General features: G+C 62.0%; 22 protein-coding genes and 2 pseudogenes. 4 read left to right on the forward strand and 20 right to left on the reverse strand.

The window, feature by feature from the left end:
• Positions 1-467 precede the first annotated feature (467 nt).
• The 6 genes and pseudogenes from FQK05_RS01405 to FQK05_RS26445 all read right to left on the reverse strand — a co-directional run.
• Positions 468-1775, reverse strand: coding sequence for a TrkH family potassium uptake protein (locus FQK05_RS01405; protein WP_158963864.1), 1308 nt, complete (start codon positions 1773-1775; stop codon positions 468-470).
• A gap of 39 nt (positions 1776-1814) precedes the next feature.
• Positions 1815-2480, reverse strand: coding sequence for a potassium channel family protein (locus FQK05_RS01410; RefSeq protein ID WP_158963866.1), 666 nt, complete (start codon positions 2478-2480; stop codon positions 1815-1817).
• Between the two features lie 671 nt (positions 2481-3151).
• On the reverse strand, positions 3152-4192 hold the full coding sequence (locus FQK05_RS01415) for a quaternary amine ABC transporter ATP-binding protein (protein ID WP_158963868.1): 1041 nt from the start codon (positions 4190-4192) through the stop codon (positions 3152-3154).
• A 10-nt stretch (positions 4193-4202) separates the two neighbouring features.
• Entirely contained in the window at positions 4203-5237 is a 1035-nt protein-coding gene (locus FQK05_RS01420) for an ABC transporter permease (RefSeq protein ID WP_158963870.1), read from the reverse strand.
• Between the two features lie 105 nt (positions 5238-5342).
• Positions 5343-6329, reverse strand: a complete 987-nt coding sequence (locus tag FQK05_RS25970; RefSeq protein WP_233270319.1) for an ABC transporter substrate-binding protein — start codon at positions 6327-6329, stop codon at positions 5343-5345.
• A 498-nt stretch (positions 6330-6827) separates the two neighbouring features.
• Positions 6828-7103 (reverse strand): annotated as a pseudogene (locus FQK05_RS26445) (peptidoglycan-binding domain-containing protein); the annotation flags it as partial.
• On the opposite strand from FQK05_RS26445, the gene FQK05_RS01430 reads away from it, so the two are divergent.
• Positions 6997-7368, forward strand: a complete 372-nt coding sequence (locus FQK05_RS01430) for a site-specific integrase (protein WP_199252605.1) — start codon at positions 6997-6999, stop codon at positions 7366-7368. The pseudogene FQK05_RS26445 and the gene FQK05_RS01430 sit on opposite strands and share 107 nt — an antisense overlap.
• A gap of 442 nt (positions 7369-7810) precedes the next feature.
• Here FQK05_RS01430 and FQK05_RS25975 read toward each other — a convergent pair.
• The 4 genes and pseudogenes from FQK05_RS25975 to FQK05_RS01450 form a co-directional block, all read right to left on the reverse strand.
• Positions 7811-8044 (reverse strand): annotated as a pseudogene (locus FQK05_RS25975) (IS5/IS1182 family transposase); the annotation flags it as partial.
• A 163-nt stretch (positions 8045-8207) separates the two neighbouring features.
• Positions 8208-9122 (reverse strand): hypothetical protein, encoded by a 915-nt coding sequence (locus tag FQK05_RS01440; protein WP_158963876.1) that lies wholly within the window; start codon positions 9120-9122, stop codon positions 8208-8210.
• A gap of 1222 nt (positions 9123-10344) precedes the next feature.
• Positions 10345-13002 (reverse strand): DEAD/DEAH box helicase, encoded by a 2658-nt coding sequence (locus tag FQK05_RS01445; protein WP_158963878.1) that lies wholly within the window; start codon positions 13000-13002, stop codon positions 10345-10347.
• 1 nt (position 13003) lies between these two features.
• Positions 13004-14638, reverse strand: a complete 1635-nt coding sequence (locus FQK05_RS01450; RefSeq protein ID WP_158963880.1) for a site-specific DNA-methyltransferase — start codon at positions 14636-14638, stop codon at positions 13004-13006.
• Between the two features lie 565 nt (positions 14639-15203).
• On the opposite strand from FQK05_RS01450, the gene FQK05_RS01455 reads away from it, so the two are divergent.
• From FQK05_RS01455 to FQK05_RS01465, 3 genes are all read left to right on the forward strand, one after another.
• Complete coding sequence (locus FQK05_RS01455) at positions 15204-15551, forward strand: hypothetical protein (protein WP_158963882.1); 348 nt, start codon at positions 15204-15206, stop codon at positions 15549-15551.
• Positions 15552-15731: 180 nt separating this feature from the next.
• Positions 15732-16685, forward strand: coding sequence for a Hint domain-containing protein (locus tag FQK05_RS01460; protein WP_158963884.1), 954 nt, complete (start codon positions 15732-15734; stop codon positions 16683-16685).
• Positions 16685-17215, forward strand: a complete 531-nt coding sequence (locus tag FQK05_RS01465; protein WP_158963886.1) for a toxin-activating lysine-acyltransferase — start codon at positions 16685-16687, stop codon at positions 17213-17215. Before FQK05_RS01460 ends, FQK05_RS01465 begins: the two co-directional genes overlap by 1 nt.
• 312 nt (positions 17216-17527) lie before the next feature.
• Here the strand turns inward: FQK05_RS01465 and FQK05_RS01470 are convergent, their stop codons facing one another.
• The 10 genes from FQK05_RS01470 to FQK05_RS01515 form a co-directional block, all read right to left on the reverse strand.
• Positions 17528-17752, reverse strand: a complete 225-nt coding sequence (locus tag FQK05_RS01470; RefSeq protein WP_158963888.1) for a holin — start codon at positions 17750-17752, stop codon at positions 17528-17530.
• Positions 17736-18170, reverse strand: a complete 435-nt coding sequence (locus FQK05_RS01475) for a hypothetical protein (RefSeq protein WP_158963890.1) — start codon at positions 18168-18170, stop codon at positions 17736-17738. Before FQK05_RS01475 ends, FQK05_RS01470 begins: the two co-directional genes overlap by 17 nt.
• A gap of 2 nt (positions 18171-18172) precedes the next feature.
• Positions 18173-18376, reverse strand: a complete 204-nt coding sequence (locus FQK05_RS01480; protein ID WP_158963892.1) for a hypothetical protein — start codon at positions 18374-18376, stop codon at positions 18173-18175.
• Positions 18318-18509, reverse strand: coding sequence for a hypothetical protein (locus FQK05_RS01485; protein ID WP_158963894.1), 192 nt, complete (start codon positions 18507-18509; stop codon positions 18318-18320). Before FQK05_RS01485 ends, FQK05_RS01480 begins: the two co-directional genes overlap by 59 nt.
• Complete coding sequence (locus tag FQK05_RS01490; protein WP_158963896.1) at positions 18506-19264, reverse strand: glycoside hydrolase family 108 protein; 759 nt, start codon at positions 19262-19264, stop codon at positions 18506-18508. The genes FQK05_RS01485 and FQK05_RS01490 overlap by 4 nt, the downstream gene beginning before the upstream one ends.
• A gap of 76 nt (positions 19265-19340) precedes the next feature.
• Positions 19341-21707 (reverse strand): hypothetical protein, encoded by a 2367-nt coding sequence (locus tag FQK05_RS01495; RefSeq protein ID WP_158963898.1) that lies wholly within the window; start codon positions 21705-21707, stop codon positions 19341-19343.
• Positions 21708-21800: 93 nt separating this feature from the next.
• Positions 21801-23960: a phage tail protein gene (locus tag FQK05_RS01500; RefSeq protein WP_158963900.1), complete on the reverse strand. Its 2160-nt coding sequence runs from the start codon at positions 23958-23960 to the stop codon at positions 21801-21803.
• On the reverse strand, positions 23957-24409 hold the full coding sequence (locus FQK05_RS01505) for a DUF6950 family protein (RefSeq protein ID WP_158963902.1): 453 nt from the start codon (positions 24407-24409) through the stop codon (positions 23957-23959). Before FQK05_RS01505 ends, FQK05_RS01500 begins: the two co-directional genes overlap by 4 nt.
• Positions 24370-24957 (reverse strand): hypothetical protein, encoded by a 588-nt coding sequence (locus FQK05_RS01510; protein ID WP_158963904.1) that lies wholly within the window; start codon positions 24955-24957, stop codon positions 24370-24372. Before FQK05_RS01510 ends, FQK05_RS01505 begins: the two co-directional genes overlap by 40 nt.
• Entirely contained in the window at positions 24948-25580 is a 633-nt protein-coding gene (locus tag FQK05_RS01515; RefSeq protein ID WP_158963906.1) for a hypothetical protein, read from the reverse strand. Before FQK05_RS01515 ends, FQK05_RS01510 begins: the two co-directional genes overlap by 10 nt.
• Between the last annotated feature and the right edge of the window lie 48 nt (positions 25581-25628).

Here is a 25628-nt window from a genome sequence, read left to right on the forward strand (position 1 = left end):
GACGAAGGATTGAGCAGACGAATACCGGCTATGCAAAAGCTGCAGAGCGGAAAACTCGCTGTATTTGGGCATGAGGGGCCACGACGTTTCTTCGCTCACCCATTCGGTGGTTCAGAGCGTGTAAGATTGTCTACATACCCCAGACCAGACCCGCCTGAGGGCCGGTGTTTCGGACTCTCGGACCGGACGTGTCATCAGCCTGTTTCTGCGGCGGATGCGCGATTCGGCAAAGCTGATCTGTTGCGCCGCAATTATGGGCATCGCCTCGGTTTCCAGGTCATCACCCCGTGCCCATCGCTTTCAAAAGGAGTTTCTGCCTTCGCTTTCAGTCGACTGGGCGAACTCCGGTTGCTTGGGGCCAAATCAGCTCACCGGATACTGCGGCTCAAGGGTCAGGACTCGTTCTCATCTCTTAGCCAGAACATCACGGCTCGGCGCGGGCCTGCCAAAGCTTCATCCTGCGCGGGCTAGCCCAGATACACCTTGCTCGGCGGGTAGCCGACCCGGGGTTTCGAGCGGGTTGCAAGGAAGAAGCCCAGCGTCAGCGGCCCGACCCTGCCGATGAACATGATGGCGATGATGACCGCACGGCCGAAGCCGTCCAACTCTCCCGTGGTGCCCCGCGACAGGCCCACGGTGCCGAAGGCCGAGGTCACCTCGAAGGCGAGGTCCAGAAAATCGCCGTCATGGGACAGCGTGATCAGGAAGATCGCCAGGAAGACGGTCAGCATGCTGACCATGGTGAGAGCCAGCACCTTCATCACCTCTTCGGCCCCGATGCTGCGACCGAAGACGTGCAGCTGCGTCCTGCGCCGGAAGAAGGCAACGGTCGCGACAAGCAGGACGATGAAGGTGGTCACCTTGATGCCGCCGGCGGTCGACGTGCTGCCGCCGCCGATCACCATCAGGGACATGAACATCATCGCGGTGCTGTCATGGATGCCGCCGATATCGACGGTATTGAACCCGGCGGTGCGGGTCGTCACGCCCTGGAACCAGCTGGCCCATAGCCTGTCGCCAGTGCTCTCCAGCCCGCCGAGCGTGGCGGGGTTGGTCCATTCCAGCGCGGCGAAGCCCAACACCGACCAAACGATCAGCGCCATAGTGCCGACCACCATGAGCTTGGTGTGGAGCGAGAACGCCCGCCAACGGCGCTTGCCGTAGGCCTCGGTCACCACGATGAAGCCAAGCCCGCCGAAGATGAACAACGCCGGGATCGTGAGGTTGACCACAGGATTGCCCACATAGCGCGAGAGGCTGTCGGGGAAGAGAGCGAAGCCCGCGTTGTTGAAGGCCGAAACGGTGTGGAAAAGCGCCTGCCACAGCCCCCTGGCCCAGCCGAATTCCGGCACGAAGACGAAGGACAGCAGAGCGACCCCCAGAAGTTCGCAGGCCAGCACGGTCTTGAGGATGCCCCGGACCAGCACCAGCAGGTCGCTGATCGAGGTCTGGTTAAGATCCTCGCGGAGGAAGATCCGCTGCGAGATCGTCACCGGAAGACCCAGCATCGACAGGAGCAGCACGGCGAAGGTCATGAGCCCCAGCCCGCCCATCTGGATCAGCACCATTATGACGCCTTGCCCGAACAGGGTGAACTGGCTGCCTGTGTCCGAGATCACGAGGCCCGTCACCGTAACCGCCGAGGCGGCGGTGAAGATCGCGTCGGACCAGGTGATCGGCATCGCGGTAGCCACCGGCAACTTGAGCAACACGCCCCCCACGGCGATCAGCACAGCGTAAAGCCCGGCGAGGATCGCGGGCGGGGGCAGATGCATGCGCCATACCCCCCTGGACCAGACAGGTCGCATGGGCGCCTAGAGCCCGTCCGCGAAGCGGCGCAGGTTTTCCCGGCGCCCCAGCAGCAGCAGCTTGTCGTCGGTCCTCAGCTCGGTCGCACCCGACTCGCAAGAGATGTAGTCGCTGCCGCGCATGAGCCCCAGAGCGCGAAGCTCGAATCTGTCGGACAGGCCGACCTTGTCCATGCGCTGGCCGTCGAGGCTTTTCGGTACACGGAAATCGACCACGTGGAAGCCGTTGCCAAGGCTGACATAGTCCCGGACCTGCGGATTGTGCAGCATCTGGGCAATGTGGCGGCCTATTTCCTGCTCGGGCAGGATCACGCGGTCCGCGCCAAGCTTGGACAGGATGCGGTGGTGGGTGCGGTTCATAGCCTTCACCCAGACTATGGGCACGCCCAGCATCTTCACGTTCATGGTGCACAGGATGTTGGCGTCCAGTTCTTCACCGATGGCGACGACCGCCACGTCGTAGCTGCCGACCCCGATCTCGCGCAGGGCCTGTTCGTCACGGCCGTCGGCGATCACCGCCTCGGCCAGGGTATCGGCCACGCGCGCCACGTTGCGCTCCTGCAGGTCGACCCCAAGCACATGGTTGCCGAACCGGGCAAGCTCGGACGCGACGGTAGTGCCGAACGTACCGAGTCCGATGACGGCGAAACTGCGAGACTTCGCTTTGGGCATAATGGCCTCCTTGCAGCCAGCGGGAAGTAGGCCGAGGCCGTGCAGGAGTCAATAATCGGGCCCGTGCCCAGCGACCCGGTGCCATCTGCATCGGCCCGGGCGCGCGGTTGCTGCCCTGAAAAGCGGCAATGATCTGAGAGTGCATGAACGGCAGATATGGACCGTTCCTGAAAAACTCGAACGCAGGTCTGCGCCGGGGCATTTGGCCTTCAGGTTTGGGGTCTCGGGCCCCAGCACTGAACTGTCGAGGTGGATAAGCGGACACCTGGCCCTGGCCGGGGTCCTGATCAGCAACTCGGTCATCCTGGCCGACCGGAGCCAGGGCCTTCGTGCCGAAGGCGTCGCGGTCGTGGAGGTGACCGAGACCCGGATGCGCCCGCATCCTGTTGACGGCGGCGGCGAGCCGGGCCCTGATCCCAATCTCGCGCCAGATCTCTTGGGGCCCGACGGCCTATACCATGATGGGTAGCATCATCCTCGGCACCGCCCTGACGCTCCTGTGCCTGCCTGCTTTCCACGTGGTCTGGTTCGGCATTCGCGAGTCCGACACCACCACAAGTGAGACGTAACCTGGCCGCCACATCGTCCGCAGGCGTGGGCACGCCGCTGTGGGTCGGTGAGACCGCCCCCGCTACTTTGGCCGTGCAGCGGGGACGCCTAAATCTTATGGCTCAGGCTTCCGCATCGACGCGCCGCGGCACAAGCGCCCGGACTAAGGACTGCATATCTATATAGCCCAACGTTTCGCCGTTTTTGCTGACGCTGAAGGCGCGGTCCAGATTGCCCTCTGCCAGCGCGATGACGCTCTCTAGGTTGTCGCCCGGGGCAACCTCCCCATCGACCGGAGCGTCCGGCTTGCGATCTGTCATCACCGAACGGACGCGCAGCACGCGCGCGCGGTTGATGTCAGCGACGAAGTCCTCGATGTAGGGGTCTGCAGGGTTCAGCAGGATCTCCTGTGGCTGCCCTTGCTGGACCACCGCGCCGTCTTTCAGGATCACCAGATGGTCGGCCAGCTTCAGCGCTTCATCAAGATCGTGGGTGATGAAGACGATTGTCTTCTGCAGTTCGGCCTGAAGTTCGAGCAGCAGGTTCTGCATGTCGGTCCGGATCAGCGGATCCAGGGCCGAGAACGCCTCGTCCATCAGCATGATGTCCGAGTTCGATGCCAGCGCCCGCGCAATGCCAACCCGCTGCTGCATCCCCCCCGAAAGCTGACGGGGATACTGTTCGCCCTGACCGGCAAGACCGACCCGATCGAGCCACTTGTTCGCCTCGCCCTCGAAGTCGCGGCGCGCCATACCGCGGGTGGCGAGCGCCATACCTGCGTTTTCCAGTACCGTGCGGTGGGGCAGCAGTGCGAAATTCTGGAACACCATCGACATGGATTCGCGGCGCAGGGTGCGCAACTGCGCATCATTCCACGACAGAATGTCCTCGCCATTGACAAGCACCTCGCCGGCCGTTGGTTCGATCAGGCGGTTGAGGTGGCGGATCAGTGTCGACTTGCCCGAGCCTGACAGGCCCATGATGACGGTGATTTCACCTTCCTTCATGTCGACGTTGATGTCCTGCAGGCCCAGCACATGGCCCGTCTGGTCCAGCAGCTCCGCCTTCGTCATCCCCTCGTGAACCTTGGCGAGGGCCGCCTGCGGGTCCGCGCCGAAGATCTTGTAAAGGTTCCTGATCGAGACTTTCACGTTCTTTGTCATGCCCATCTCCTCAGCGGCTGGTCTGGCTGGCGTCGATGCGTGCGAGCGAGGCTTTGGTCACGCGATCCAGCGCGATGGCCAGCACAACAATACCCAGACCGGCGATGAGGCCGACGCCCAGTTCAAGGTTGCGGATGCCGCGCAGCACGAGAATGCCAAGGCCCGGGGCCGAAACCATCGAGGCGATGACCACCATCGCAAGGCTCATCATGATCGTTTGGTTCACGCCGGCCATGATGTTGGGCAGCGCCAGCGGGATCTGCACGCCGAAGAGCTTCTGGCTCTTGGTCATACCGAAGGCGTCCGCCGCTTCGATCACGTCCGGATCGACCAGCCGGATGCCGAGGTTGGTCAGGCGCACTACAGGCACGATGGCGTAAAGGATTACGGCAATACCATAGAGCTTGGGCTCGGTCACCGAGAAGAGGAAGATCAGCGGGATCAGGTAGACGAATGGCGGCAGTGTCTGCAGCATGTCCAGCACCGGGGTTAGCACCCCCTGCAACCGATCGCTGCGCGACATGGCAATTCCTATGGGCACGCCGAACAGCACGCATATCAAGGCGCAGACGAAGATGATCGCGAGAGTCTGCATCGCGACCTCGTAGTGATCGACGAAGGCAAGCCCCGCGAGCACCAGAGCCACGAAGCCCACGACCTTCCACGACCGCGCCACAGCGTAAGTGATCAGCAGAAGAACCGGGACCATCACCCACCAGGGGGTTTCGGTCATCACCCAGAGCATGTCTTCAAGTGCCCAGCTCAGCGGCTGTGTCAGCGGATCGACGACCACGCGCAGCGCGTCGCGGATGTCCAGAAAGCCGGTTTCAAGCCCTTTTGTCAGATCGCGTGACTGCGGGATGGCCTGGCAGGCATCGTGAAGGGCATCGAGCGAGGGAAATGGGAAATCGCGCAACGAAGTGGTCGCTTCGCTGCCGCTTGATTTGGCCAGCAAGTCGGCCATCGACATTGGCCCGTCGGACTCCTCGGTGCCGCACCAGTCCCGCAGGCCCAGAGTGTCGAACAGACGATCGTAGGTTGCCATATCTGTATCGGGCCCGTGCAGGCCCTTCCTTGTTGTGGAAAATCAAAACGGGGCCGGTTGCCCGGCCCCGTTGAAAATCACTGTCCCTAAGGACGCATAACCGGATTACTTGACCAGTGCCGACAGTTTCTGGCGCGCGTCGTCGTTGACCCAGCCGCTCCAGGTGTCCGACGCGGTCGTCAGGAAGTAGACGGCAACTTCCTCGTTCGACGCGTTGTTTGCGTCTTTCCATGCCAGCAAGCTGGACATCTCGTCGGTCGCGAAGGTCATGTTGGTGAAGAACTCGGTCACCTCGGGGTTCTCTTCGGCGAACTTGGCGGTGACGGATGTCAGGATCGGGGCCGCGGGAAAGTCCGAAACCTTCGGATCCGGGGTGTCCGGGTTCTGCAGCGGGGTAAAGGCCGCTTCGTCATAGCCGCCCAGGTCCACCTTGGTCATGTCGTACTTGCCCAGCGGAACGGTCGGGCCCCAGTAGTAGCCGAACCAGGGTTCGCCGCCGGTGACCGCTGCGCCCATGGACGTCGCAAGAGTCTCGCCCGAGCCGTGGTTGAAGACCTCGATGCCGTGGCCCTTCAGATCCAGTGCGCGCGACAGGTTGTCGGACACGACACGGCAGCCCCAGCCGTCGGGGCAGTTGTTGAAACGGTTGCCGACCAGCTCGGGGTTTTCAAGGATGCCCTCGATGGTCTTCAGTTCGGGATATTCTTCGGCAAGCGAAGTGGGGATCCACCAGCCTTCGACACCGCCCGGTTCCAGCACCGAGGCGAGACGCTTGATGGTGCCGCCCTCTTCAAGCTTGGTGTAGGCGTCGCCGGTCGAGTTGAGCCACAGGTTGGTCACAACGTCCGGTTCGCCGTTTTCGGCCACCGAAGTGATCGCCGGGATGGTGTCCGATTGCACCAGGGTGACATCGCAGCCATAGCCTTGTTCAAGCAGGAACTTGGCAATGTTGGTGGTGACTTCGGCGGCAGCCCAGCCCATCTGGGCGATGGAAACTTCTCCGCACTGGCCGGCCTCATTCTGAGCCTGCGCAGCGAGCGGCAGGGCGAGTGTGGCGGCGAACGCGGTTGATGCGAGCTTCATCGAGCGCATGAAGTTCTCCTTCTGGTATTTGCATTTAAATGCGAAAGTGAGAACGGACAAAACAACTGCGCGGCGTGCCCATGGCGAGCTGCGCCGTTGAATTGGTGTTTCTCTTTCAGCATCTCCGCGATGGGTAACAGGCCCAGCGATGAACCGCAAACAGTCGGGCGCGGGCGGCCGCAGGTGACATGAAGGCCACCACTTATGCTGAACCGACATCTGTGAACCAACCGATGCTGCACCCGGAGGTGAACGGTCGCTTCGGGGAAACCGAGCGCGGCACACGGTTCCATGCGAACGGCAGCTTCCGAGCGACGCCACCGTAAGCCCCCCCGATGCCATCCGGCGCCGGGGCAGTTGGTCTTCAGGTTCGGGGTCTCGACTAACGCGGGCGAACGCGCGCCTGGTGGATCTCAGGTGGCCTTTCCCCACCGCAGCCGTCGCCGTATCGACCGGCGTGGTCTGCGGGACCGGTGCGGCCGAGGTGCCCACCTCCAGCGCCGCCCCGGTCACCCGGCCGACCATGCCATCGACGGGCAGGCCCGCGGCACTCTGCAAGCGGCGGACCGTCCGGTCCGTCTCGGGGCCGAAGCTGCCATCCACCGTGACCTGCAGGGCGGCCTCCAACCGTTTGACGGCTGGGCCAGACGCACCCAGCCGCAGGACCTGCGGCGACGTGGTGGCACCGCTGTGCCGGCGATACGCGGCTTCCATCTTCCGCGCATATTGCCCTGCCCAGCTTCGCACCTTCGTGGAAGCGCTGCCGGTCAAGGGCGCCCACATCCTTGCCAAGAACCTGTCGGAGCCGTTGGGCTACAACGCGGTCGAGAAAGCGTTTCGGACATGGCGGACGACCCTCGGGCCCGAGGCCTCGCCCTTCAGCCTGCACGGGCTCAGGAAACTGGCGATCATCGAACTGGCCGAGGCTGGAGCGACCGATGCGCAGATCCAGGCGGTCACCGGACAGTCTGCGGAAATGGTCGCCTACTACCGGGCGCGCGCCAACCGGTTTGCCCTCAGCCGAGCGGCCCAGAAAGGCCGAGAATAGAACATGAACAGAACGGCAACCGGTGAATCGCACCGGTGAGTCACACAACCGGTGAATGCGGAAATGACAGCTAAGTCATTGGTACCCAAGGCCGGACTCGAACCGGCACGCCCGAAGGCGGGGGATTTTGAATTAGACCGATTCGATTTTGGATCAACGGCTTGGCTTCGTTTGGGTCGCATGAACAAATCGAAAACATCATAGGAACGTGTGACCCTTCTGGAGCAGGGAAATCTGGCGGACCGATGAGGGGTTTGAACCTGTAACCTATCCCTTAGGAGGGGACAGGGCCCATCGCAGAATAAGGCGATTTCCCGGAAAAAGCGCTTTCTTGGACACGGATGTTCCACGTTTGTGCAGAGAAATCAGGTTTGCGCAGGTCCAACGAACCAAAGAGCAAACCCCAACCTAGGCGCCATCCTGCATCCTCGCCCCATCCAGAGCGTTCGCCTCCGGTTCCCAGATGATCCGCATAGCCGATCACCAGCATCCGGATGATGAGATCAGGATCGATGGAGGGGCGGCCCAGGTGGCCATAGAAGGGACGCAGTGCATCCCGCAGACCGTCGCAATCAAAGAACAGATCGATCTCTCGCAACATGTGATTGACCGGGACATGCCGCTCCAGATCGAACCCGCAGAACAGCTGTGCCGGAGCCTCCTGCCTGCCCATCATCCCGAAATCCTCCCATCCCCTCAAAGTTGGGTGAACCGAAAGACTTGCCGCACTGCAACACAGACTTTTTCAACAGCATCGGCGGACAGCCGACCTTCGCTGCGCTCTGGACGAGCGGCGGCTCTGCGCAGGAAGCAGACTTTGCACAGTCCAGCGAGGATCCTCAACAGGCTGTTACGTTGGGTGTCGCACTCGAAACGAACTGTAAATCTTGTTTCAGGTTGAGTTGCGGCAATTGTGGGTGCGGATAGTGAATAAGAGAACGATCAAAGTATCGTTCGGTATCAATTTCTGTGTCCAGCAGTATAGTCCCGACATCAACCAGATTATGTTCTTTGGGTGTTTCTGTCTGGATTGAGATTTCTAGCGGCCCATCTGGATGGGTTATCGCAAGATAGCCTCCGCTTGCTAGGAGTTCGGGGGCGCCGCCGGATACTCTTGTGTGCCTTTGTTTGCTGACCCCTATGCTGATGTTTGCAGTCACACCTTCTGCCAACTCAACCTTCATCCCATTTAATATTGTCGCGGTCCCTATCAGGAAGTCATCAATGTTTATTGATGCTATGCCATTTTCCTTAAGCGCCTTCTTTAGTTCATTCTTGACCTTGCCCGCCTGGAAAGCAGCATTGTTGCCCATCAACCTGCAGAAGAAGTTTACTACATCATAAAACTCAAAGGGATTGAGTGCTTCAATCCTTTTGGGAAAGCGTTCTTTGCAAGGGAACCAAGAATTGATTTTCTTCTTCAGTTCAGACTTGGACATCTTAAGTTTATCCTTAAGCACTGTTGGAGGATAGCATTCAACCTTTCGGTCAAGGTAAGGTTTCAGCCACCACTCACAATCCCCGATGGGCTCCAATGGCTTTTTGTCCTTTCCTTGATATCTCTGAAAAAAAGCTACTTGCGAATAGATACCAATTGCGGCATCAAAGGAACCTCCTTTGTTGCGTTTCGGGTGGGCAATAAAATCCCCAACCTCGCGAATGAAGGGTCCGAAGTCGTACCTCTTTTCTATGTAGAATGCCTTGATGTCAGAGTCAGTGTAGTTGCCTGATTTCAACCGTGCGAGATACGCCATTGCTTCGCCCCTCTAGCCCTTCCATTCGTTTGCAAGGGTTTAATCCTAATTCCTTTGAGGTGCCATGAGAACTAGTTATTTTTCGGTTAACTGGGCATCCCGGATGTTCGTGCTGGGGGCTGAATTCTGCCTGTCATGACGAATGAACAGGTCTGCTATGGGCTGGAAGCGGCCATCTGCCGCTCCTGGCGCGAAGGTCGGCTCAGGGCAGGTAGGCCCCGGTCAGCTTAGATGGATCAAAGGTCGGCTCTGGGCCGGTCACGACGTTGCGACACAGTCGGCGGTGAGCCGACATTCTCTGCGTCCTCGGCGCACGGCTGGAACGCGCAAGGAGTAGAATTTTGCTTAGGGTATGTGATAGTACAACGGCCACATCGCCGGTCATGACGCACATACAGCCCAACCTAAAATAGCATTGAAACAAGGAAAATTTCCGGAACCTTCCCGTTCTAGAAACGGGCGCTAGCGACCTTTTCGTGCGGGAGAAGAGACGATGACCCCGAAGCAGCTGAGAAGACGGATACGCTATCTCCACGCGGATCTCCCCGCTCATCAAGAGCTTGAGAGACAACTAGGTGAAGGCGTCGGATTTGGAGCTTGGTACTCAAGTCAGAAAGAACACTGGATGGGCTGGTTGTCAGAGTATAGCGGGCCGGGAGCCTACGGTCGAACTGTTGGGAGAAATCGCAGTGCCGAATATGTATATAATCACATCCAGTGCGCGCCCATGCTATTGTGGTTGGCTGAGGCGCTGAACGTACCGGAGGCCGAGCTTAGGCTAGCCGCAAAAGCAGCTGTCGCTGCACCGGCTCGCAACGCCAGCCAGTGCGCTGCCCTGCGGCGAGTAATCCCTTGGAGTTCGATACAAGCCCGACTGGTCGCCGAGAAGTCCTCAAAGCCTTGGGGCTGGGCGCTATTGCACTATTCTGCTGGCTGCACCACGAAGATCGGGCGGCCATAGCCAGACCTCTTCTAGCTCGCCGCAGCACGACGTCCGGAATCGAGATGAGTCGGCGGCTTCCGGACCTTCTCTGTGGATGCGAACGCACCCTTGCCAAGACATGGAAGCAGACATTCCGCCAGGATCATGTCTCTGAGCCTTGAATACATACGACTGATGACTTGGGCACACTCGTGCCCCTGCGTCAGTCGTTCCGGGCCAAGCGCGCGATGCAGAAACTCTTGACGAGCGCTTCAATGCTTTTTGGGTAATGCCGTCAATTCATTCAAGGGTGCGGTCAATTAAGGCGAAGTCCCGTGCCGTGGGCATACAAAAAAGACAGTGCCCATTGCTGGCGTCTTGCCAAACGGCTCCAATCTGCCGTTTTATCGTCTCCCCTTCATAGAGATGCTCCCCCTTGTATTCCACAACAAGAATGCGGCCATCGGTCAGCATTGCGATAAAGTCGGGGTAGAATTTCCCGTGGGGCAGTTGCAGCCAGAAGGACGAGTGCTTCCGGTCAATATTGCGCACCCAGTATCGGACTTTTTCGTGCCGGTCGATGTACAGTGCGCAGTCCCGCTCTTCGTCGCTGTCAAACGCGCCAATCAGCGAGAAGTAATGCTTGTTGAACTTTGTCGCGCCGGAATAGGGCCGGTTTGGCGCGTAGCTCTGCTCATCGAAGATGATGGACAGGTCCGCGCTGGTCTGAAAGTCCTCGGCGTTGGCCGCAAAAAGGGCGTTGTACTGGCTTGTCTCACGCTCGCCGCGCAGGTCCTTGATAAACTGCGCAAGTGCTTTGCGAAGATCATACTTGTTGCGGGCCATCAAATCCAGCGCGATACCAGACGCCACTAATTCGTCTATGGCCTTGGATATGAAAACTACCGCGCTTGGCTTGGTGATATCGGGATGAACGATTCCGCTGTCCAGCCAGTTGGCGAGGCGCGGCAAGGTCCAAGTCGGCTCCCGAATGACGCCCGCCAATTGGCCTTGTAGCTGGTTGATGAAGTTGATTTCGACCTTGCCCTTATCGCTGACATTAATCGTACCGGTTCGGCTCGTATCAGAGGGCCGGAACCGATTTTTTATGTCGCTCACATCGCACGCGTCCAGCCGCCACGGCAGGTCCAGAAATTGCTCCTGTGAAAACAGTTGAAGCTCGCCTTGTTTGCGGAACCCCAACATCGGCACAATGAAAGGCGGCTTGTCCTCATCATCGGCGACGCTGGTCTGGAAGTTGTTTGTCTTCGCATAAAGCCGGTCGATGGCCTTGCCCACGTGGGGGACGGCGGCCAGTCCGAGGTGCAGCATGTTGCGGCTCTCGCGGGTCATTGGCCCGGTGTAGGACAGTGTTCGCGTATCAGCGTCAAACGAAACCCGCGTTTTCACCGAAGGCGGCAGTTTGGCGATGGCCGCGATGATCGTCTCGGGCTGCGCGGTATCCTCCGGCAAGGGATCGGACTTGTGCTGGTATTTGTCGGCCTGTTCCGAGAACCCCAAATTCTGCTGCGGCGCGACGATATCGTCGGCCTCCATGCGGTTGAACCCGGCCCCTTCCACAAGGCCGGTTTTGAGCTGTTGCGCCGTCGTGTCAAAGCTGCGCGACACGATATAGGCATAGGACTGGTTCAGCGCGTCTCGCCGTTTCCGCTTGGCCTGCGGCATACGCAGGATGCGGCCCAGGATTTGCTCCACCGCCACGGGCGAAACCTGATCGGCCACCGAACACAGCACATAGGCGAACGGGCAATCCCAGCCTTCTTTCAGCTTCGACACGGTGATGATGTAGCGCACCGGGCATTTCGGGTCCCGGATATCGTCAATCGCATCAAGGTCTTTGCGCGGCCCCGTGTGAACCGCGATCTGTTCCTTCGGGATGCGCTGGTCCTCCATCAAGTGCTTTTCGATGGTCTCCCACGTCAGGCGCGTTGGGTCGGTCTTTGACGCGCTTTGCGCCTGAAACAGGGTGATCGGGCGGATGTATTCGCCGGTCTCGGCCTCTTCGGCCTTGGCCGCTTCCTCCAGCATCCGCTGGCAATCCAGCGCCGCGCCCACGGTCTTGGCCCATTCCCCGTCCGTGGTCAGGCGGATCGGCATCTTGATCATCTCTTCCGCCTTCAGCTCGGCGGCGGAAACGGAATAGAGGATGTTGGACGCGTGCTGGCCCCTCTCGGGCTTGTGCTCGGTCTGCGGTGTGGCGGTCAGCTCCAAGATCAGCGACGGGCTGAACCGCGCCAGCGTGCGGAAGGACAGATCGCTGCGGCTGTTATGCGCCTCGTCCACGATCACCATGGGCCGGTGCAGACGCAACAGGTTGGCCAGCGACGCCACCGGGCGGCTCGTGCCCTCCACCAGATCAAGCGGCGATTTCTGTTCTTCGGTCAGGCTGGCGAAGTGATCCATCAACGCGCCCGCGTCTTCATAGACCTTCAAGCCCTCGGGGTTTTCCTTGCCGCTGTCATCCTCGCGCCGGAAGGATTGGATGGTGGACACGATCACCACCGCTCCGCCGGTCGCGTCGGCGCGCGACATGGCCAAGGCCTCGGTCTTGGTCATCACGGTGAAATTGCGGTTGAAGTCGCGGGCAAGGGCTGCGCGGTACGGGTGGCCCTCGGTCTTCAAGGCTTCAATCGTCTGATCAAGGATGGCGCTGGACGGCACCAGCCACAGAACCATGGGGTTGGCGACGGTCAGCAATTCGCGCGCGGCGATGCCGATGGAATGCGCGGCCAGCAAGGTCTTGCCGCCGCCCGTGGGCACACGCAGGCACACATAGGGCGTGCCTTGTGCCACGGCGGGCGCATTGCGGAACGGGAACTTGGTCGCCTTGTAAAACGCCAGATCCGCGCCTTGCTCGGCGGTGTCGCGCAGGTAAGAGGTCAGCCGATCAAGCGAGATCTGTTGGTATTCTTTCAGCTCGAAATTGGTCGCGGCCATGTCACACGCCCTCGACCTGATAGGGGATCTGCTTGAACACGACGCCTTCGGATTTCAGGCGGTCGGGCGCGACGGTGCAGCCTTCGGCATAGACAACGCGGCTGCCCTCGAACCCGTCTGGCGGCGCGGGCAAGTTCGCCAGCGCGTCGGGGGTTAGCACATTGCCCATGGACTCGCGCGGTGTGCCCTCTTGGCCGGGCGCGAAAAGCAGGTAGACCACCTTTTCGCCATGCTTGCCAAGATAAGGCGAGCCGCCATCGGCCTTGGACGGGATCGGCACGCCGGTTTCGGCAAAGAAGATATGCGCGGCCAGATCAGGGAAGTTCACGGCGCTGTCGATATCGCCAAACTCATTGAAGAGCGGCACCCCAAGGCGACAATAGCGGAAGCCGCCGCCCAGCCCTTCAACGGGATTCTCGGCGTCACCGCCTTTGTCGTAGCCACAGATCACACGGCGCAGGCGTTCGGCAGTTATCTCTGGTGCGATTTTCTTGTCCATTTCAACAAGGATGAAGCGTCGGTTGCCAGCGTCTTGACGGTTGAGATCCAGAATGGCTTGGCCCGTGGTTCCTGAACCTGCAAAGGAGTCCAAAATTAGATCATTTGGTCCGGAGGCAATCTGAACTATACGTTTCACCAGACGTGTCGGTTTCGGTGTGATGAAAACAGATTGACTATCGGCGAAGGAAACCGCTTCCAGCAGCTCCTTCTTCGCTTCTTGGGTATTCCCAACATCTTTGTGGAACCACAGGGTTTGCGGCACCACGCCCTGCTTTACTTCGCTCAAAAACCGTTTGAGCCTCGGAACATTGTCCCCTCGCTCTCCCCACCAAAGGCGGCTATCAGCATCGAGCTCGTCAAATTTTGCTTTCGATACTCGCCAATACATGCCTGTCGGGGGGCCAGAAATGACACGACCCGAGGGGGTTTGTATTGGGTAAGTACCCTCTCCGTAATAATTTCGCGCAGATAAATCGCCCGACGTCCAAGGCCCTCTTGGATCATTGTCCGGGTTTTTGTAGCGGGCGTCTTGATCAGAACCTCTCTCCAAAAGCCGCAGCTCACATTTTTCCAAAGACTTCGCATAAACAAAAATATACTCGTGGTCGTCAGAGAAAAAGCGGGCAGAATTCTTTGGGGAAAACACTTTTTGCCAGATTACGGTCGCCAGATGATTTCTGCGCCCGAATATCTCGTCTAGAAGCATCCGAGCGGTCCCGCCCTCACTATCGTCCATAGAGACGAAAATAACGCCATCTGTACGAAGAAACTCTCTTAACAGGCGAAGCCTTGGATACATCATGCAAAGCCACTTATCATGGCGGGACAAGTCGTCCGCTTCCTTGCCAACCACCTTGCCCAGCCAAGCCTTGATCTCGGGTGAGGCGACATTGTCATTATAGACCCAGCCTTCGTTCCCGGTGTTGTACGGCGGGTCGATATAGATGCATTTCACCTGCCCTCCGTAATACGGCAACAGGGCTTTCAGAGCCTCCAAGTTGTCGCCCTGCACCAGAAGGTTGCCCGCGTCCGGGTCACCAGCGGACAGATCGCCATCACAATGCACCAACCGATACGGCACCTCCGCATGGTGGTGTTCGACGGCGTCTTTCCCGATCCAGTTCAAAGTCGGCATGATCTGTCCTGCTCGCACTGCCTCAGATTCGGGCAGGTCGTTGATTTTTTGCAAGTCTAACCGTGCCAGTCTGACGCGCAACCATGCCGCGCCCAGTGGTCCCTGAGCGGGCAGCGGCTACGGGTGAAAAAGTTGAAGAATTTTCAAATGTTCGCTCCCGCGGTTGCGAGCGAACGTCAGTTATGGGCTGAGGACCTGTCATCGGCCGCGCTTGGTCCGAGTGACGGCAAAGGGCCGAGCACGCCGCATACCTTCCATCGTGGCCCTTCTCGGCCTGTCCCAGGGCCGCCAGGCTGTCCAGCAAGGGGGCGACCGATGCTGTGCGGAACCGGGGCGCTCTTCGTAGCTCAACAGCCCTCCTGCGTCCTCTCCCCGTCCAGGGCGTTCGCCTGCGGTTTCCAGATGGCGTTCGTGTCCCCTGCCGGCTGACCGCAGGCGAAGTACCTAAGGCACTCCGCACTATCCTTTCGTATAGTCGGATATGCGCAGGAGCGGTTGGCAGTCTTCTTACAGTCGAATAGCTGTGCTTCTGGTAAGTGCCTTCCAAGTCTAGGGAATGATCGAGATGAGCGACGAAGTCCAATGGGTGCTTTGGAACTTCCTTAGAACCACTCACGCCAGCGAAAGCGAGCCCGATTTCGACCAGCTTCTGGCTCAGCTGAGTGAGCGAGAAACGCTTGAACCGGCGTCCGTGGAGGCATGGCCAGACCCTGCACTGGTCGCTTTCCGGAACGTGGTCACGGACTTTCTGGAAGATATCCATGAAGCCGAACTGTCCGGCTCGGGCGCCTACTGCGACAGAAAGTTCTTTCGGGATGGGATGCTGAACAACCTGTCCGGCCCAATACTGACCGAGATCCGGGAACGGGCGGGCGGGTCTGAAAAGGTGCTGCCGATCAGGAAATGCTCGTGAAGGCTGCGACAGAAACTTGGCACCCGTCTCGCGTGACGGTAGAGTCAACCTTTCAGATCTAGACTTTCCCACCCAAGTCAGTTCAGGTGCTCCGCTGCACTGAAGCTATCCACTGCCTTTTCCACGACACGCAAAAACCAGAAATTAGTCGAAAATACGGGATAGTCGAGGAGGAAAGCCATGGGAACTTTCAACATCAGCGACGTTGGCGGCCAAACCGCTGGCGGAGGATCGAGTTCCCTCGACACGTGGACGGCCACGCTGGACATCACCAACGGCCGCCCCTCCACCGTTTCGGGCAACTTCGACGTAGTGACCCTCGGTGGCGATGACCTTGGCGATGCCAGCGGCGGATACACGTTCGGAAACCTCAGCCAACCCGGCCTTGGCACACTGGTGACGAATACTACCACGGGCACCTACACCTTCACCGTGGACTGGGATGCGGTGCTGGACACAGAAAACAACCAGGTCGTGACCTTCACTGTTACCGGGACGCAGGGAACCAGCCAGGACCAGGATACGGTCATCATCAACCTGGTCATCTGCGTGGCCCGGGGCACGCTGATTGCCACGCCCACGGGGCCCCGGCGTGTCGAGGACCTGGAAGTGGGAGACAACGTGACCACGCATGACGGCCCGCCGGCGCCGGTGCGCTGGATTGGCAGCAAGCCTATATCACCGGACGAACTGGCCCGGTCACCGAAGCTGTGGCCTGTGGTCGTGTCCGCCGGTGCCCTGGGACCGAACCATCCGCGCCGCGCACTGACGTTGTCCCCCCAACATCGCATATTGGTGTCCGGTACGGGGGTGGATCTGCTCTTTGGGGTGCCCGAGGTCCTGGTCCCGGCGAAGGCCCTAACCAACGGCGACACGATCCGGCAGGTGCCGCTGGACGGCGGGGTGGAATACTTCCACGTCCTTCTTGACAAGCACGAGATCATCTTCACTGAGAACTTGCCGACGGAAAGCTTCCACCCCGGAAACTACTGCACCAAAGGCTTGGCGCCAGATGACTACGGACGGCTGATGGCCGCACTGGCGGGCCGCAGTTATGGCCATACGGCGCGGCCCGTTCTGCGGGTCTGGGAAGGGCGGCTGCTTGCCCCACTTCCCCAGAATGCTTATTCCTGATGCGAACGCTGGTGGACGCGACCGGCAAGGAGCTGCCGCAGATTGAGGCACCCGAGCCCGAGAAGTTACGCATCTATGGGGATCTCTTCTTTCTGCTCCTGCGCAGCCCCCGGCATGCGGCAGTCGGCATGTCCTCAGTGCGCCTGTCATTCGAGCCGCCGCTTGAACTGGGACAATTCCAGCTGTTCCGCTTCGACGACGTGCCCCGAGGCATCTTCACCTGGGCACGGCTGAGCCGAGATGCAGAACGCCGCATGGTGGAAGGTCAGCCACTGCGCCCCGAGGACTGGAATTCGGGCAACACTTTCTGGATCATGGATCTGATCGCGCCCTATCGCGGGCTCGCCAAGTCGCTGGTACGCGGGATCATGGGACCGCACGGCCTCCCCACCGACCGGTTCTGGTTCCGCCGAATGGAAAACTCCGACCACCGGCCGGAACGCATCGTTCGTATCGACAAGACAGCCAGGCGCAAGGCCAAGGTGATGACACCGGAGACCTTCTTGGCCAAGCGAAACTACGAGGTGTGACGCGCCCTCCAGATGTCCTCAAAAGGCAACGGTCTGTTCCCTGTTCGTTTCGAAAGGGTCAAGCAGCCGACCAGCGCCTCGGGCTTCGTGACATGGATCGGAATGGGCGAATCCGCTCACCCTGATGAGAGCCCTTGGCCACATTCGGCAATGTTGTCGAGTCTTGGTCACATTTTCCGCGTGACAATGAGGCCATGCGGTTTCAAATCCCCCGACGCCATCAGGCGCCGGGGCAGTTGGTCTTCAGGTCTGGGGTCTCGAGTCCCAGCTATCCGGCGGGAACGCGGGCGAACGCGCCCCTGGCGGATCTCGTCAGTCGTTCAGCTGCCGCATCAACATCTCCATTTCGACGCGGTGGCGCTCGGTCTTTCGCCTGTCTTCCCTGCGACGGAACACAAGGTTCACAAAGAACGACGCGACCAGCACCAGCACGCCGATCAGGGCGATCCAATCGACGGACGCAGCCCACCCAAACAGGGTGCCGACGGATCCGATGGCCATGCCGCCGCGCGAAACCAGATCAGCCTGTTGGTCCATTCCCGGCCTCCCTCAGACGCTTCACGATGCCTATCGCCAGATGCCAGGCAAAGACGACGAAGAACATTTGCGCAATGGCCGGATCGAATCGGATGTCGGTGTATCCAGGCGGCATGGCACGGAAAGACATGCATGTGCCGCCGGCGCCATAGATCGCGACGAATGCGAAATCCTCGACAGTGTCGAACCCGTTCCAGCGGTCGATGATGATTTCCTTGGCGGCGTACAGAACGGCAATACCGATCCAGATGCGCCAGCGGTACGGGTACTCTCCAATCATCCATTGGGCCGCCTGTGCGGCCATCAGAACGGACCCGATTCCGATCAGCACATGCGCCGCGACGTTGCCCGCATAGCCGTAAGCGTCCCCCGAAAACCGGCTCGCGCGACCGAGAGACCGGATGAAGTCCAAAACCATGCTTACCACGCGCAACCCGCCTCAGCCGCCAGCACGACGTCGGTTGCCGCCTCGCCAACATCGGCCGGTGTCTGATCGACATTTCGGTTCAGCGCGCCGCGCAGGGCCGCCACCGGCCGCCGCAGCCCCGCACACAGCCCGGTGGGTTCAACAGGCGCCGTGCAGGCGGTCAGGCCAAGCGCAGCCGTCAGGACGATCCAGCGCATTGTCGATCCTCTCGCGTGTTTCGATGTGGTCTTGCAGGTCCTGCACCCGGTCGCCCCGGGCCCGGAACATGGCACCGGCGGCAAAGGCCGCGATGATCGCAGCCGCGCCGATGCCGATCAGTGCGGGCCTCATTCCGCCGGCCGCCTCATCAGCATGATAATCGCCCCGACAGCCGCCAGGACCAGCACGGCCGACAGCGCATAGGCCAGCGGCCCGTCCCCGTCCGCCGCCGCGATGACGGCTGCGACGGTCGATCCGACCCCGCCCAGGGCGGCCGGACTCTTGATTGCATCCAGCACCGGCTGCAATGGTCCCTCAGGCCCCGCCCCCGCACCGGGTGCGGCAGCGACCTTCGGCGGCGCCAGCCCTTCGTCGGATGCCCATATGTGGGCCAGCTCGCGGACGTCGGCCACGCGCCGGGTCCAGCCCCGGCCGAAGGTGGGCCAGGTGCGCAGCCGTTTCAGGAATGCCATGCGCGCGTCGCACATGGCGTCGATCACCAGATGCGCCGGCGCCTTCGCTGCCGCCGCCAGGGTCTGCATTCCGATCACGCCGTCCGCCGCCACGCCCACCGCCGCCTGCAGCCATTTCGCGGCGCGGGCCGGCCCGCTGTTCACGGCCGCGTCGAACACGGCATAGGCCACGCCCGCCGGCAGGTCGTCGCCGCGGATCGCGTCCCAGTATTGCACCCGGTAGATCGCGGCGACTTCGGCATCCGTGACGTCCCGGACCGGCCGCGCCCCCCGCCCCTTCGATTTCAGCCACCCGTTGTAGGTGGCCTGGGTGATGCCCCGGTTCGTGGCGCCGCCAGGATCGGCCGGGTGGTTCACGAAGCCGCCTTCATGGGACAGGATCCGGGGCAGCGCCCGGGCGAAACGGTCTGTCATGGTGTTCCTCCAATGCGGAAAGCCTCGCGCGACGGCGAGGCGAATGGTCGAATTGTCGGGATGGATCCCCCGTCCCTCAAATGAAGGTGCCGCCGTCGGCGGATGGCAGCGCCCACAGCGTCACGTTGTCGACCAGGCAGATGTCGTCGATCGCCACGGTCTGGCCATCGAAATAGTGGGTGAAAAGCAAGCTCCCCGCTTCCTTCGCAAAGAACATGTGCGCCGCCGTAGCCCAGCCGGTCATGCTGCCATCGACCCCGCCGGGGATGGTGAAGTCCGTGCGCCTGCTTTCTCCGGCGACGGGGACGACCTCGGTCGCGGGGTCTCCCGCGCCGCTGACACGCAGGCGGCTGCGCAGCGTCCCCGCGTCGCCGAACGTGCCGCCCACCTGCTTGCAGGCAAACTTCGTCGTGATCATGAAGAAGTGGCCCACCATGTCGGGCCGGATCTCGAAGCTGAAGCCGTAGGCGCTGGGCGTCGACACGCCATCCCCGGTCAGTTTTAGTGCCGAACCCGCCGTCAGATACTCGCCAGCGGTCGTCGAAACGTCGGACGTGCAACCGTTGTCAAAGAAATCGGGCAGCGCAATCGTCGTCCCGTCGGCAAGGATGGATACCAGCGACCGGCCATCGAAATCGATGCCGAGCCTGCCGACGATTGCAGGGCACTGGATGAAGCTCACCCAATCCGTGGTGTCGAATTCGTTGCTGCCGTTGGATGTCGAACGCACCGCCGGAACACCGCCGAACCGGACGGTGCCAGGAACGCGCGCGCTGTCCGACACCTCGTTATACATGCTCGCATCGAAGGCCCCGGCCGTCGTGAACGGGCATTGGTCGAACTTCGGCGAATAGATGGTGCCACCGTTTTCGATCAGGAAACCCGGGTCCGGCACGTAGATGTCGACATCATAGGGTGTGGTTTCCGCCTTGGCGACCTCGGCAAATCCGCCCTGGTCCAGGGTCGCGTTGACGTCCTGGAAGATCGTGGGTGCCATGCCCCTGACATAGACCTGCCCGCCGTCCAGCCCCTGCGCCACGTAGTCGGCCTCGCGGCCGAATGCCTTCTGGTACAGGTCGACCTCGATAAGCGCGCCGGGGCCTTGTGCGACGAGGGACGAGACAACATTGTTGTTGGCCGTGATACCGCCTTCCAGCAGGCCGGGGTTTTCCAGGTAAACGTTCTGAAGCACGGCGTTGGCCTTGTAGTTGTGGTCATAGGCCACAACCTTCAGCAGCCCGTCATACCCCGTCTGGATCCGGCCCCCGTTGAATTCCAGCCGGCATTCCTCGGTCGCATCGGATCCGGTCAGCAAGATCGTGCACCCGGTGGCGGACGACACGTGGCATCCGGTCATCCGGAAGATGCTTCGTATCTCCAGCGTGTGGCGGTCGTGGTCCGTGACAGATCCGGGGCTGCCTTCCTCGCGCGCGCCGGCCTGGCTGATGATGGAAAACTCGGCATAGCCATTGGAATTCTCCATGGCGCGCAGGGTCCTGACCCCGCCACCCTCAAGACGGCAATCGCTGATTTTCGCGTCGAAGCCGAAGGCCGATCCTTGCGTGCCATCGCCGATGTCGACCAGGTAATCGACCGAGAAGTCTGAGTAGATGCCAAGTGACTGGACGGTCGCACCCGACCCCATGAGCCGAAGGCCAAATTCCATCGTGGCGGAAAAGTTGATGCCGGTGCGGCGCTGACCGCGCCCCACGATCTTCTGGCTTGTGAGAACCAGCAGTTTTTCGGCATTCATCCATCCACCCAGCGTGACATCGTAGCCCGCAGCAGTGATCGCATGAATGATATCGACACCGCATTCTGCAGCCGGAGCATCGTCCCGGTCGGCGACGATTTCGGCTCCCCACGACGCGGCCGCCATGGACCCGTCGGGCAGCGCGGAAGCGTACAGCTTGACCGGTGTCGTCGGGCGCGACGTGACAACGTGATGGTCGGTCGCGTCGGATGCCGCGACCTCGTACGCGAAACCCTGAGCTTCGGCGACCAGCGTCTGGCCTTCTACAACGGAAAACGGCTGGCCGTCGGTGTAGGTCCACAGCGTGTCCGCCAGGACCTGAACCGCGGTCTTGCGGCGATAGCGCGATGCGCGGTCCACCTGACTGTAATCGCCCCGAACCCAGTTGCCGGCATAGGTCGTTGCCGACGGGTCATCCACCAACGCGACCAGCCAATCGCCAACGGCGAAGCCCTGGCTGTCGACCGTACCCGCGCCGTTGACGAAATAGGCATCCCCGCGGGTAGCGCCTGCGGGGAACGCCCCGCCCGAAGCGTCCCAGTCGCCCACGACCACAGTCCCGGTCAGCTGGCCGGAAAACTCGTCATATATCTGATCGGTCGCGCGGCGCACCATCGCCTCGGCCTTGGCCTTGGTCGACTGCCGCGGGTCGGTGCCGGTGGTTTCCAGGTAGGGATTGGGACGGGCCATGGTATTGCCTCGCGTGTGGCGACGACCGCGGGCCCGGCCAGCCGGGTACGGTCGTCTGATGGATGGTCGGATGTTGGGGCGCGGGTTTCGCCCCTATGCAGTGGTCACCGGTGCGCTGGTCACCCAGTCGCCGACGCTGCCAAACTGCCCCAGCGTCCGGGCGAAATAATAGATCGTCACGCCGGACCCGAGGCCACCCTCGGCAAAGCCGATGGTCGTATTGGCCCAGGCCGAAACCGGCGCCCCGAACGGATCGGCATTGGCCACATCCGCATCCGGACCCGACCGAACTTCAACCCCGCGGGTCTGGCCATCGTTCGACATGATCACGTTGAACTCTACCGAACCGGGCGACGTCTCTATCGGGTTGGTGATCACCGGATTGCCCAGAGTGAGCGACACGGTCGGCGTGACACCCGTAATCGTGACCCATGCCGACCGTTGTTCCACACCGTCGATCATGGCGACTGCCAGCACCCGCCAGTCCATGGGCACATCCGCCTCGCCCTCGACATAGCGAAAGATGTCGTCGTCGCCGTCCACCGCATCGGTCGGGATCGTTCCGCTGATCTCACCCCACGTGCCGCCCGTCGTGGCACGCCCCTGCCATTCGTACCGGACCACGCCAGCCGATGGCGAAGGGGCGAAGGTGAAGAGCGCCCGGGGAATGATCTGGTCCCCCGTGGTCCGGTTCACGCTGTTGCCGGTTTCGGCGCTGATTGCACCCGGGACCTGGACGCCGTTGATCGCGACTTCATAGGGCGGATCGAACACCGGTTCTTCGTCGTCGGTCGACCAGGCGAACACGGCGGCCGATGTGCCGCGCAGGGTCACCGGAATGCGCAGGGCAACGCCCTCGTCATCGCCAAGCGGGGACACGAACGGATTCATCTCCTCGACCTCATAGGCCCCGTCGATCCGGGTGTCGAAGGGCGCCCCCAGGGCCACGGTCACGCCAGCCCCCGGCACCAGGTCCAGGGCTTCGGGCGGCAGGACCCCGCCCAGCTCTTTCTGCTGACGGCTGCGCAAGCCTCTGATCTGTCGCAGGCGCATGGCGCGGGTGGCCGACGTGGTGAACGGCAACCGCTGCGTCAGAACCCGCGGTTCCTCGCCATCCGCAACGCCCGGGATATCCCACAGGGCCAATTCCGCATCGGCAAAGCCCCGGCCGGCCGATGTGTAGACGGTCTTGATCTGCGTCGGCAGGTCACGCGCCTTGGCCATGTTCGTGAACGTCATGGCGCCCAGCAGATCCGTCACCGTGTAGACGGGGGCCGATGCCTCGCCCGGAACAAATCCGATCCGCCCGCCGATCCGGGCGATCTGCGCCGCTCCCGCTTCCATGATCGGCGCCATGATCTGTTCCAGTTCGGCACCGTCGAAGACGACCGTTCCGTCCAGCGTGTAACGTGCCTCCGACCCGCCCGAGGCCAGCGCGACGGTCTCTTCATCCACGTCCGCCGCTGCCGCGATCATGTCCATCATCAGGTACTTGTCGGCATAGGGCCGGAACGGGTTCATCCGCAGAACGTCCAGCGCGTTCAGGCTGAAGGTGGACGTGCCGGCCCAGGTGTCGGGGTCATCCGGATCCTGACCGCTGTCGCGCGGGTCATAGACAGGCGTCCGCAGCCCCTCGACCTGCAGCCGTGGCGGCACGCTGGGCCAGCGCTGGCTAATGGTCCCGGGATCCCCGCCGCGATACAGCAGGTAGACCACCGTCAGCCCGGCGCCGGCATCCGTCGACCGGAAGCCCAGCGGTTGGGTCGCCGGGTCATAGGGGCATTCGTTGACATAAGTGTCCGGCGGACCGCTCTGGTCGCCAAGGCCGATCCAGACCTGCAGGTGGTCCACCAGGTCGCCCGATGCCGGCACGGCCCCGTTTCCCGTGAAGTCATAAGGATCGCCCGTCAACGGAATCTCGCGCCCGTCCAGGTGGATCACCGGCGTACCGTCCGAAGGCCGGCTGTTCACCAGGTAGACGCCAAAGCCGTATTCCCCGATCACCGGGTGCGGCAGGATCGTCCCCGTGGCCCGGGTCTCGCCATAGACGAAGCGATAGACCGGCAGATCGGTCGGGAACGACAGGTCACGCTCCTGTTCCCGGGATTGAACCTCCCCCTGATCGTCCCCCATCACCGCTTGCAGGGCGTAGGAAAATGCCAGCCCGACGCCGATCTCGATCAGCGCGAACGCCAACGTGCCGGCCTGCGCACCCACAGCACCGGCGATTGCGGCCACGGCCAGTCCCGTCATCGAATTCCCCAGATCGTCACGGCATCCGTCGCAATGCCGAATCCTGTTTCCGTGCGCCCGGCCCAACAGCCGGGGCGAATGCAGATGCCCGCCATCACGCCGCCGAACCGCGCGGCCGTCTCGGTCCGGATCAGCCCCAGTGCGCCCGGGTGCTCGAACCGCTGGACCAGACCGGCCCGGGCCACCACCGCGGACGCAACGACTGCAAATCCCCGCGGCCCGATCAGGCGCAATGCCGCCCCCGCAGACCGGACATCGGCCGTCCCGATCTCTGCGACCCACGCCGCGCACAGATCGATACCCCACAGGCGCAGGAACACGTCGGCCGCGGCATGACAGCAATCCGACCCGCCATAGATCAGCGGGCCGGCCATGATGTCGGCCACGGCCTCCACGACCCGGGCCGGCGTCACCCCGGATTCGGGAACTGGATCCGCGTCGAACGCCATTGCGTCGCAACCGCCGCCCGTTCCAGCAGCGTGTCGCCCGGGTGCCGGGCCTTCTGGTCCTCGGGGCTGTGATAGAGCGCGGCATGTTCCCGCGCGGCCGGGCCCGTGCCGGCCGTCACCGTCAGGGATGCATCGCCGGTCGCCGCGTCCAGGACCGCGCTGTTGGCGTCCAGGTATCCCGTGAAGGCCAGGTGCGGGGTCCCGATCAGGACCGTGCCGCCGGGCTCTGTCGTCGCCGCGACGTACATCTGCACCAGCCCGTTCCGCGCGGCGGGATCGGCATAAGACAGAACCGCCTCGAACGTGCCGCGAACCGTCAGCGTCCCTTCGCCCGGCACCAGCCCGGACCGCTCGCCCGGAACCGCAGCTTCGGCAATCGGCGCGATGCCCGACCAGATCTCGCCGTTCCACGGCAGATCACCGTCGCCGCTGTGAACCCAGGCCGTGCCATCCGGCCAGACCGAAGATATCAAGACGGCGGGATAGAACCCGGCCGGGTTCGATATCGCCGTCAGCAGAACGGGGTCGATCCCGCGCGTCAGCTCCACGGGTCGACCTCGACAAAGGCGTCGGGAAAGTCGGTCGCGAAGACCTGGCGCATGCTCATCTTCATAACCTCCTGCCCGAACGACACGCGCGGCGTGAACCAGTCCGTGATTTCCATGACGCGACTCTCCAGGGCCCCGATCACGACCTCGCCCGCCGCCAGCGGACCATCCAGGCGGATCACGGCCCCGCCGCCGGCGTCAGACCGTTCGGCCTTCAGGACCCGCGCCGTGGCACCGGTTGAATCCCGCACGATCTCGTCCGGATAGGCGATCATACGGTTCGGCGGCAGGCCGGTGCAGCGGATCGCGTTCCAGCTGCCGTCAGATTTGACCGTCGCGGTGATGACCACGCCGTCACGCCACGATAGATCCCATGTCAGCGTCCGGCCGTCGGCGGTCCATTCCAGATCCGTGGCACCTCGCAGCCCAAGCAGCGGCGCCCAAGCAGCCCAGTGCAGGGCGGAAAGCGGGCGGATCATGACCAGCGGGACCTGTCCGTCCAACTGGCGCCGCAGAGCCGTCAGGTATCCCAGACCGTCCTGCGTCGTGCTGACGCTCAGAACGTCCACATCGTACTGCTCGCGCGCCGCCCGGTACTGGCTATAGTATGGGTTGCCCCTCATGCCGTAGCTGGTCGACCCGGGTCGCGTCGGGCCGACGCCGTATGCCGC

Origin of the sequence: Chachezhania sediminis (genome assembly GCF_009765275.1) — a bacterium.
GTDB classification, from domain to species: Bacteria; Pseudomonadota; Alphaproteobacteria; order Rhodobacterales; family Rhodobacteraceae; genus Chachezhania; species Chachezhania sediminis.

Coding starts and splice junctions, on each gene's coding strand:
- FQK05_RS01405 (WP_158963864.1), bottom strand. CDS start 1,775: ATGCATCTGCCCCCGCCCGCGATCCTCGCCGGGCTTTACGCTGTGCTG.
- FQK05_RS01410 (WP_158963866.1), bottom strand. CDS start 2,480: ATGCCCAAAGCGAAGTCTCGCAGTTTCGCCGTCATCGGACTCGGTACG.
- FQK05_RS01415 (WP_158963868.1), bottom strand. CDS start 4,192: ATGACAAAGAACGTGAAAGTCTCGATCAGGAACCTTTACAAGATCTTC.
- FQK05_RS01420 (WP_158963870.1), bottom strand. CDS start 5,237: ATGGCAACCTACGATCGTCTGTTCGACACTCTGGGCCTGCGGGACTGG.
- FQK05_RS25970 (WP_233270319.1), bottom strand. CDS start 6,329: ATGCGCTCGATGAAGCTCGCATCAACCGCGTTCGCCGCCACACTCGCC.
- FQK05_RS01440 (WP_158963876.1), bottom strand. CDS start 9,122: ATGGCGTATCTCGCACGGTTGAAATCAGGCAACTACACTGACTCTGAC.
- FQK05_RS01445 (WP_158963878.1), bottom strand. CDS start 13,002: ATGGCCGCGACCAATTTCGAGCTGAAAGAATACCAACAGATCTCGCTT.
- FQK05_RS01450 (WP_158963880.1), bottom strand. CDS start 14,638: ATGCCGACTTTGAACTGGATCGGGAAAGACGCCGTCGAACACCACCAT.
- FQK05_RS01455 (WP_158963882.1), top strand. CDS start 15,204: ATGAGCGACGAAGTCCAATGGGTGCTTTGGAACTTCCTTAGAACCACT.
- FQK05_RS01460 (WP_158963884.1), top strand. CDS start 15,732: ATGGGAACTTTCAACATCAGCGACGTTGGCGGCCAAACCGCTGGCGGA.
- FQK05_RS01465 (WP_158963886.1), top strand. CDS start 16,685: ATGCGAACGCTGGTGGACGCGACCGGCAAGGAGCTGCCGCAGATTGAG.
- FQK05_RS01470 (WP_158963888.1), bottom strand. CDS start 17,752: ATGGACCAACAGGCTGATCTGGTTTCGCGCGGCGGCATGGCCATCGGA.
- FQK05_RS01475 (WP_158963890.1), bottom strand. CDS start 18,170: ATGGTTTTGGACTTCATCCGGTCTCTCGGTCGCGCGAGCCGGTTTTCG.
- FQK05_RS01480 (WP_158963892.1), bottom strand. CDS start 18,376: ATGCGCTGGATCGTCCTGACGGCTGCGCTTGGCCTGACCGCCTGCACG.
- FQK05_RS01485 (WP_158963894.1), bottom strand. CDS start 18,509: ATGAGGCCCGCACTGATCGGCATCGGCGCGGCTGCGATCATCGCGGCC.
- FQK05_RS01490 (WP_158963896.1), bottom strand. CDS start 19,264: ATGACAGACCGTTTCGCCCGGGCGCTGCCCCGGATCCTGTCCCATGAA.
- FQK05_RS01495 (WP_158963898.1), bottom strand. CDS start 21,707: ATGGCCCGTCCCAATCCCTACCTGGAAACCACCGGCACCGACCCGCGG.
- FQK05_RS01500 (WP_158963900.1), bottom strand. CDS start 23,960: ATGACGGGACTGGCCGTGGCCGCAATCGCCGGTGCTGTGGGTGCGCAG.
- FQK05_RS01505 (WP_158963902.1), bottom strand. CDS start 24,409: ATGGCGTTCGACGCGGATCCAGTTCCCGAATCCGGGGTGACGCCGGCC.
- FQK05_RS01515 (WP_158963906.1), bottom strand. CDS start 25,580: ATGAGGGGCAACCCATACTATAGCCAGTACCGGGCGGCGCGCGAGCAG.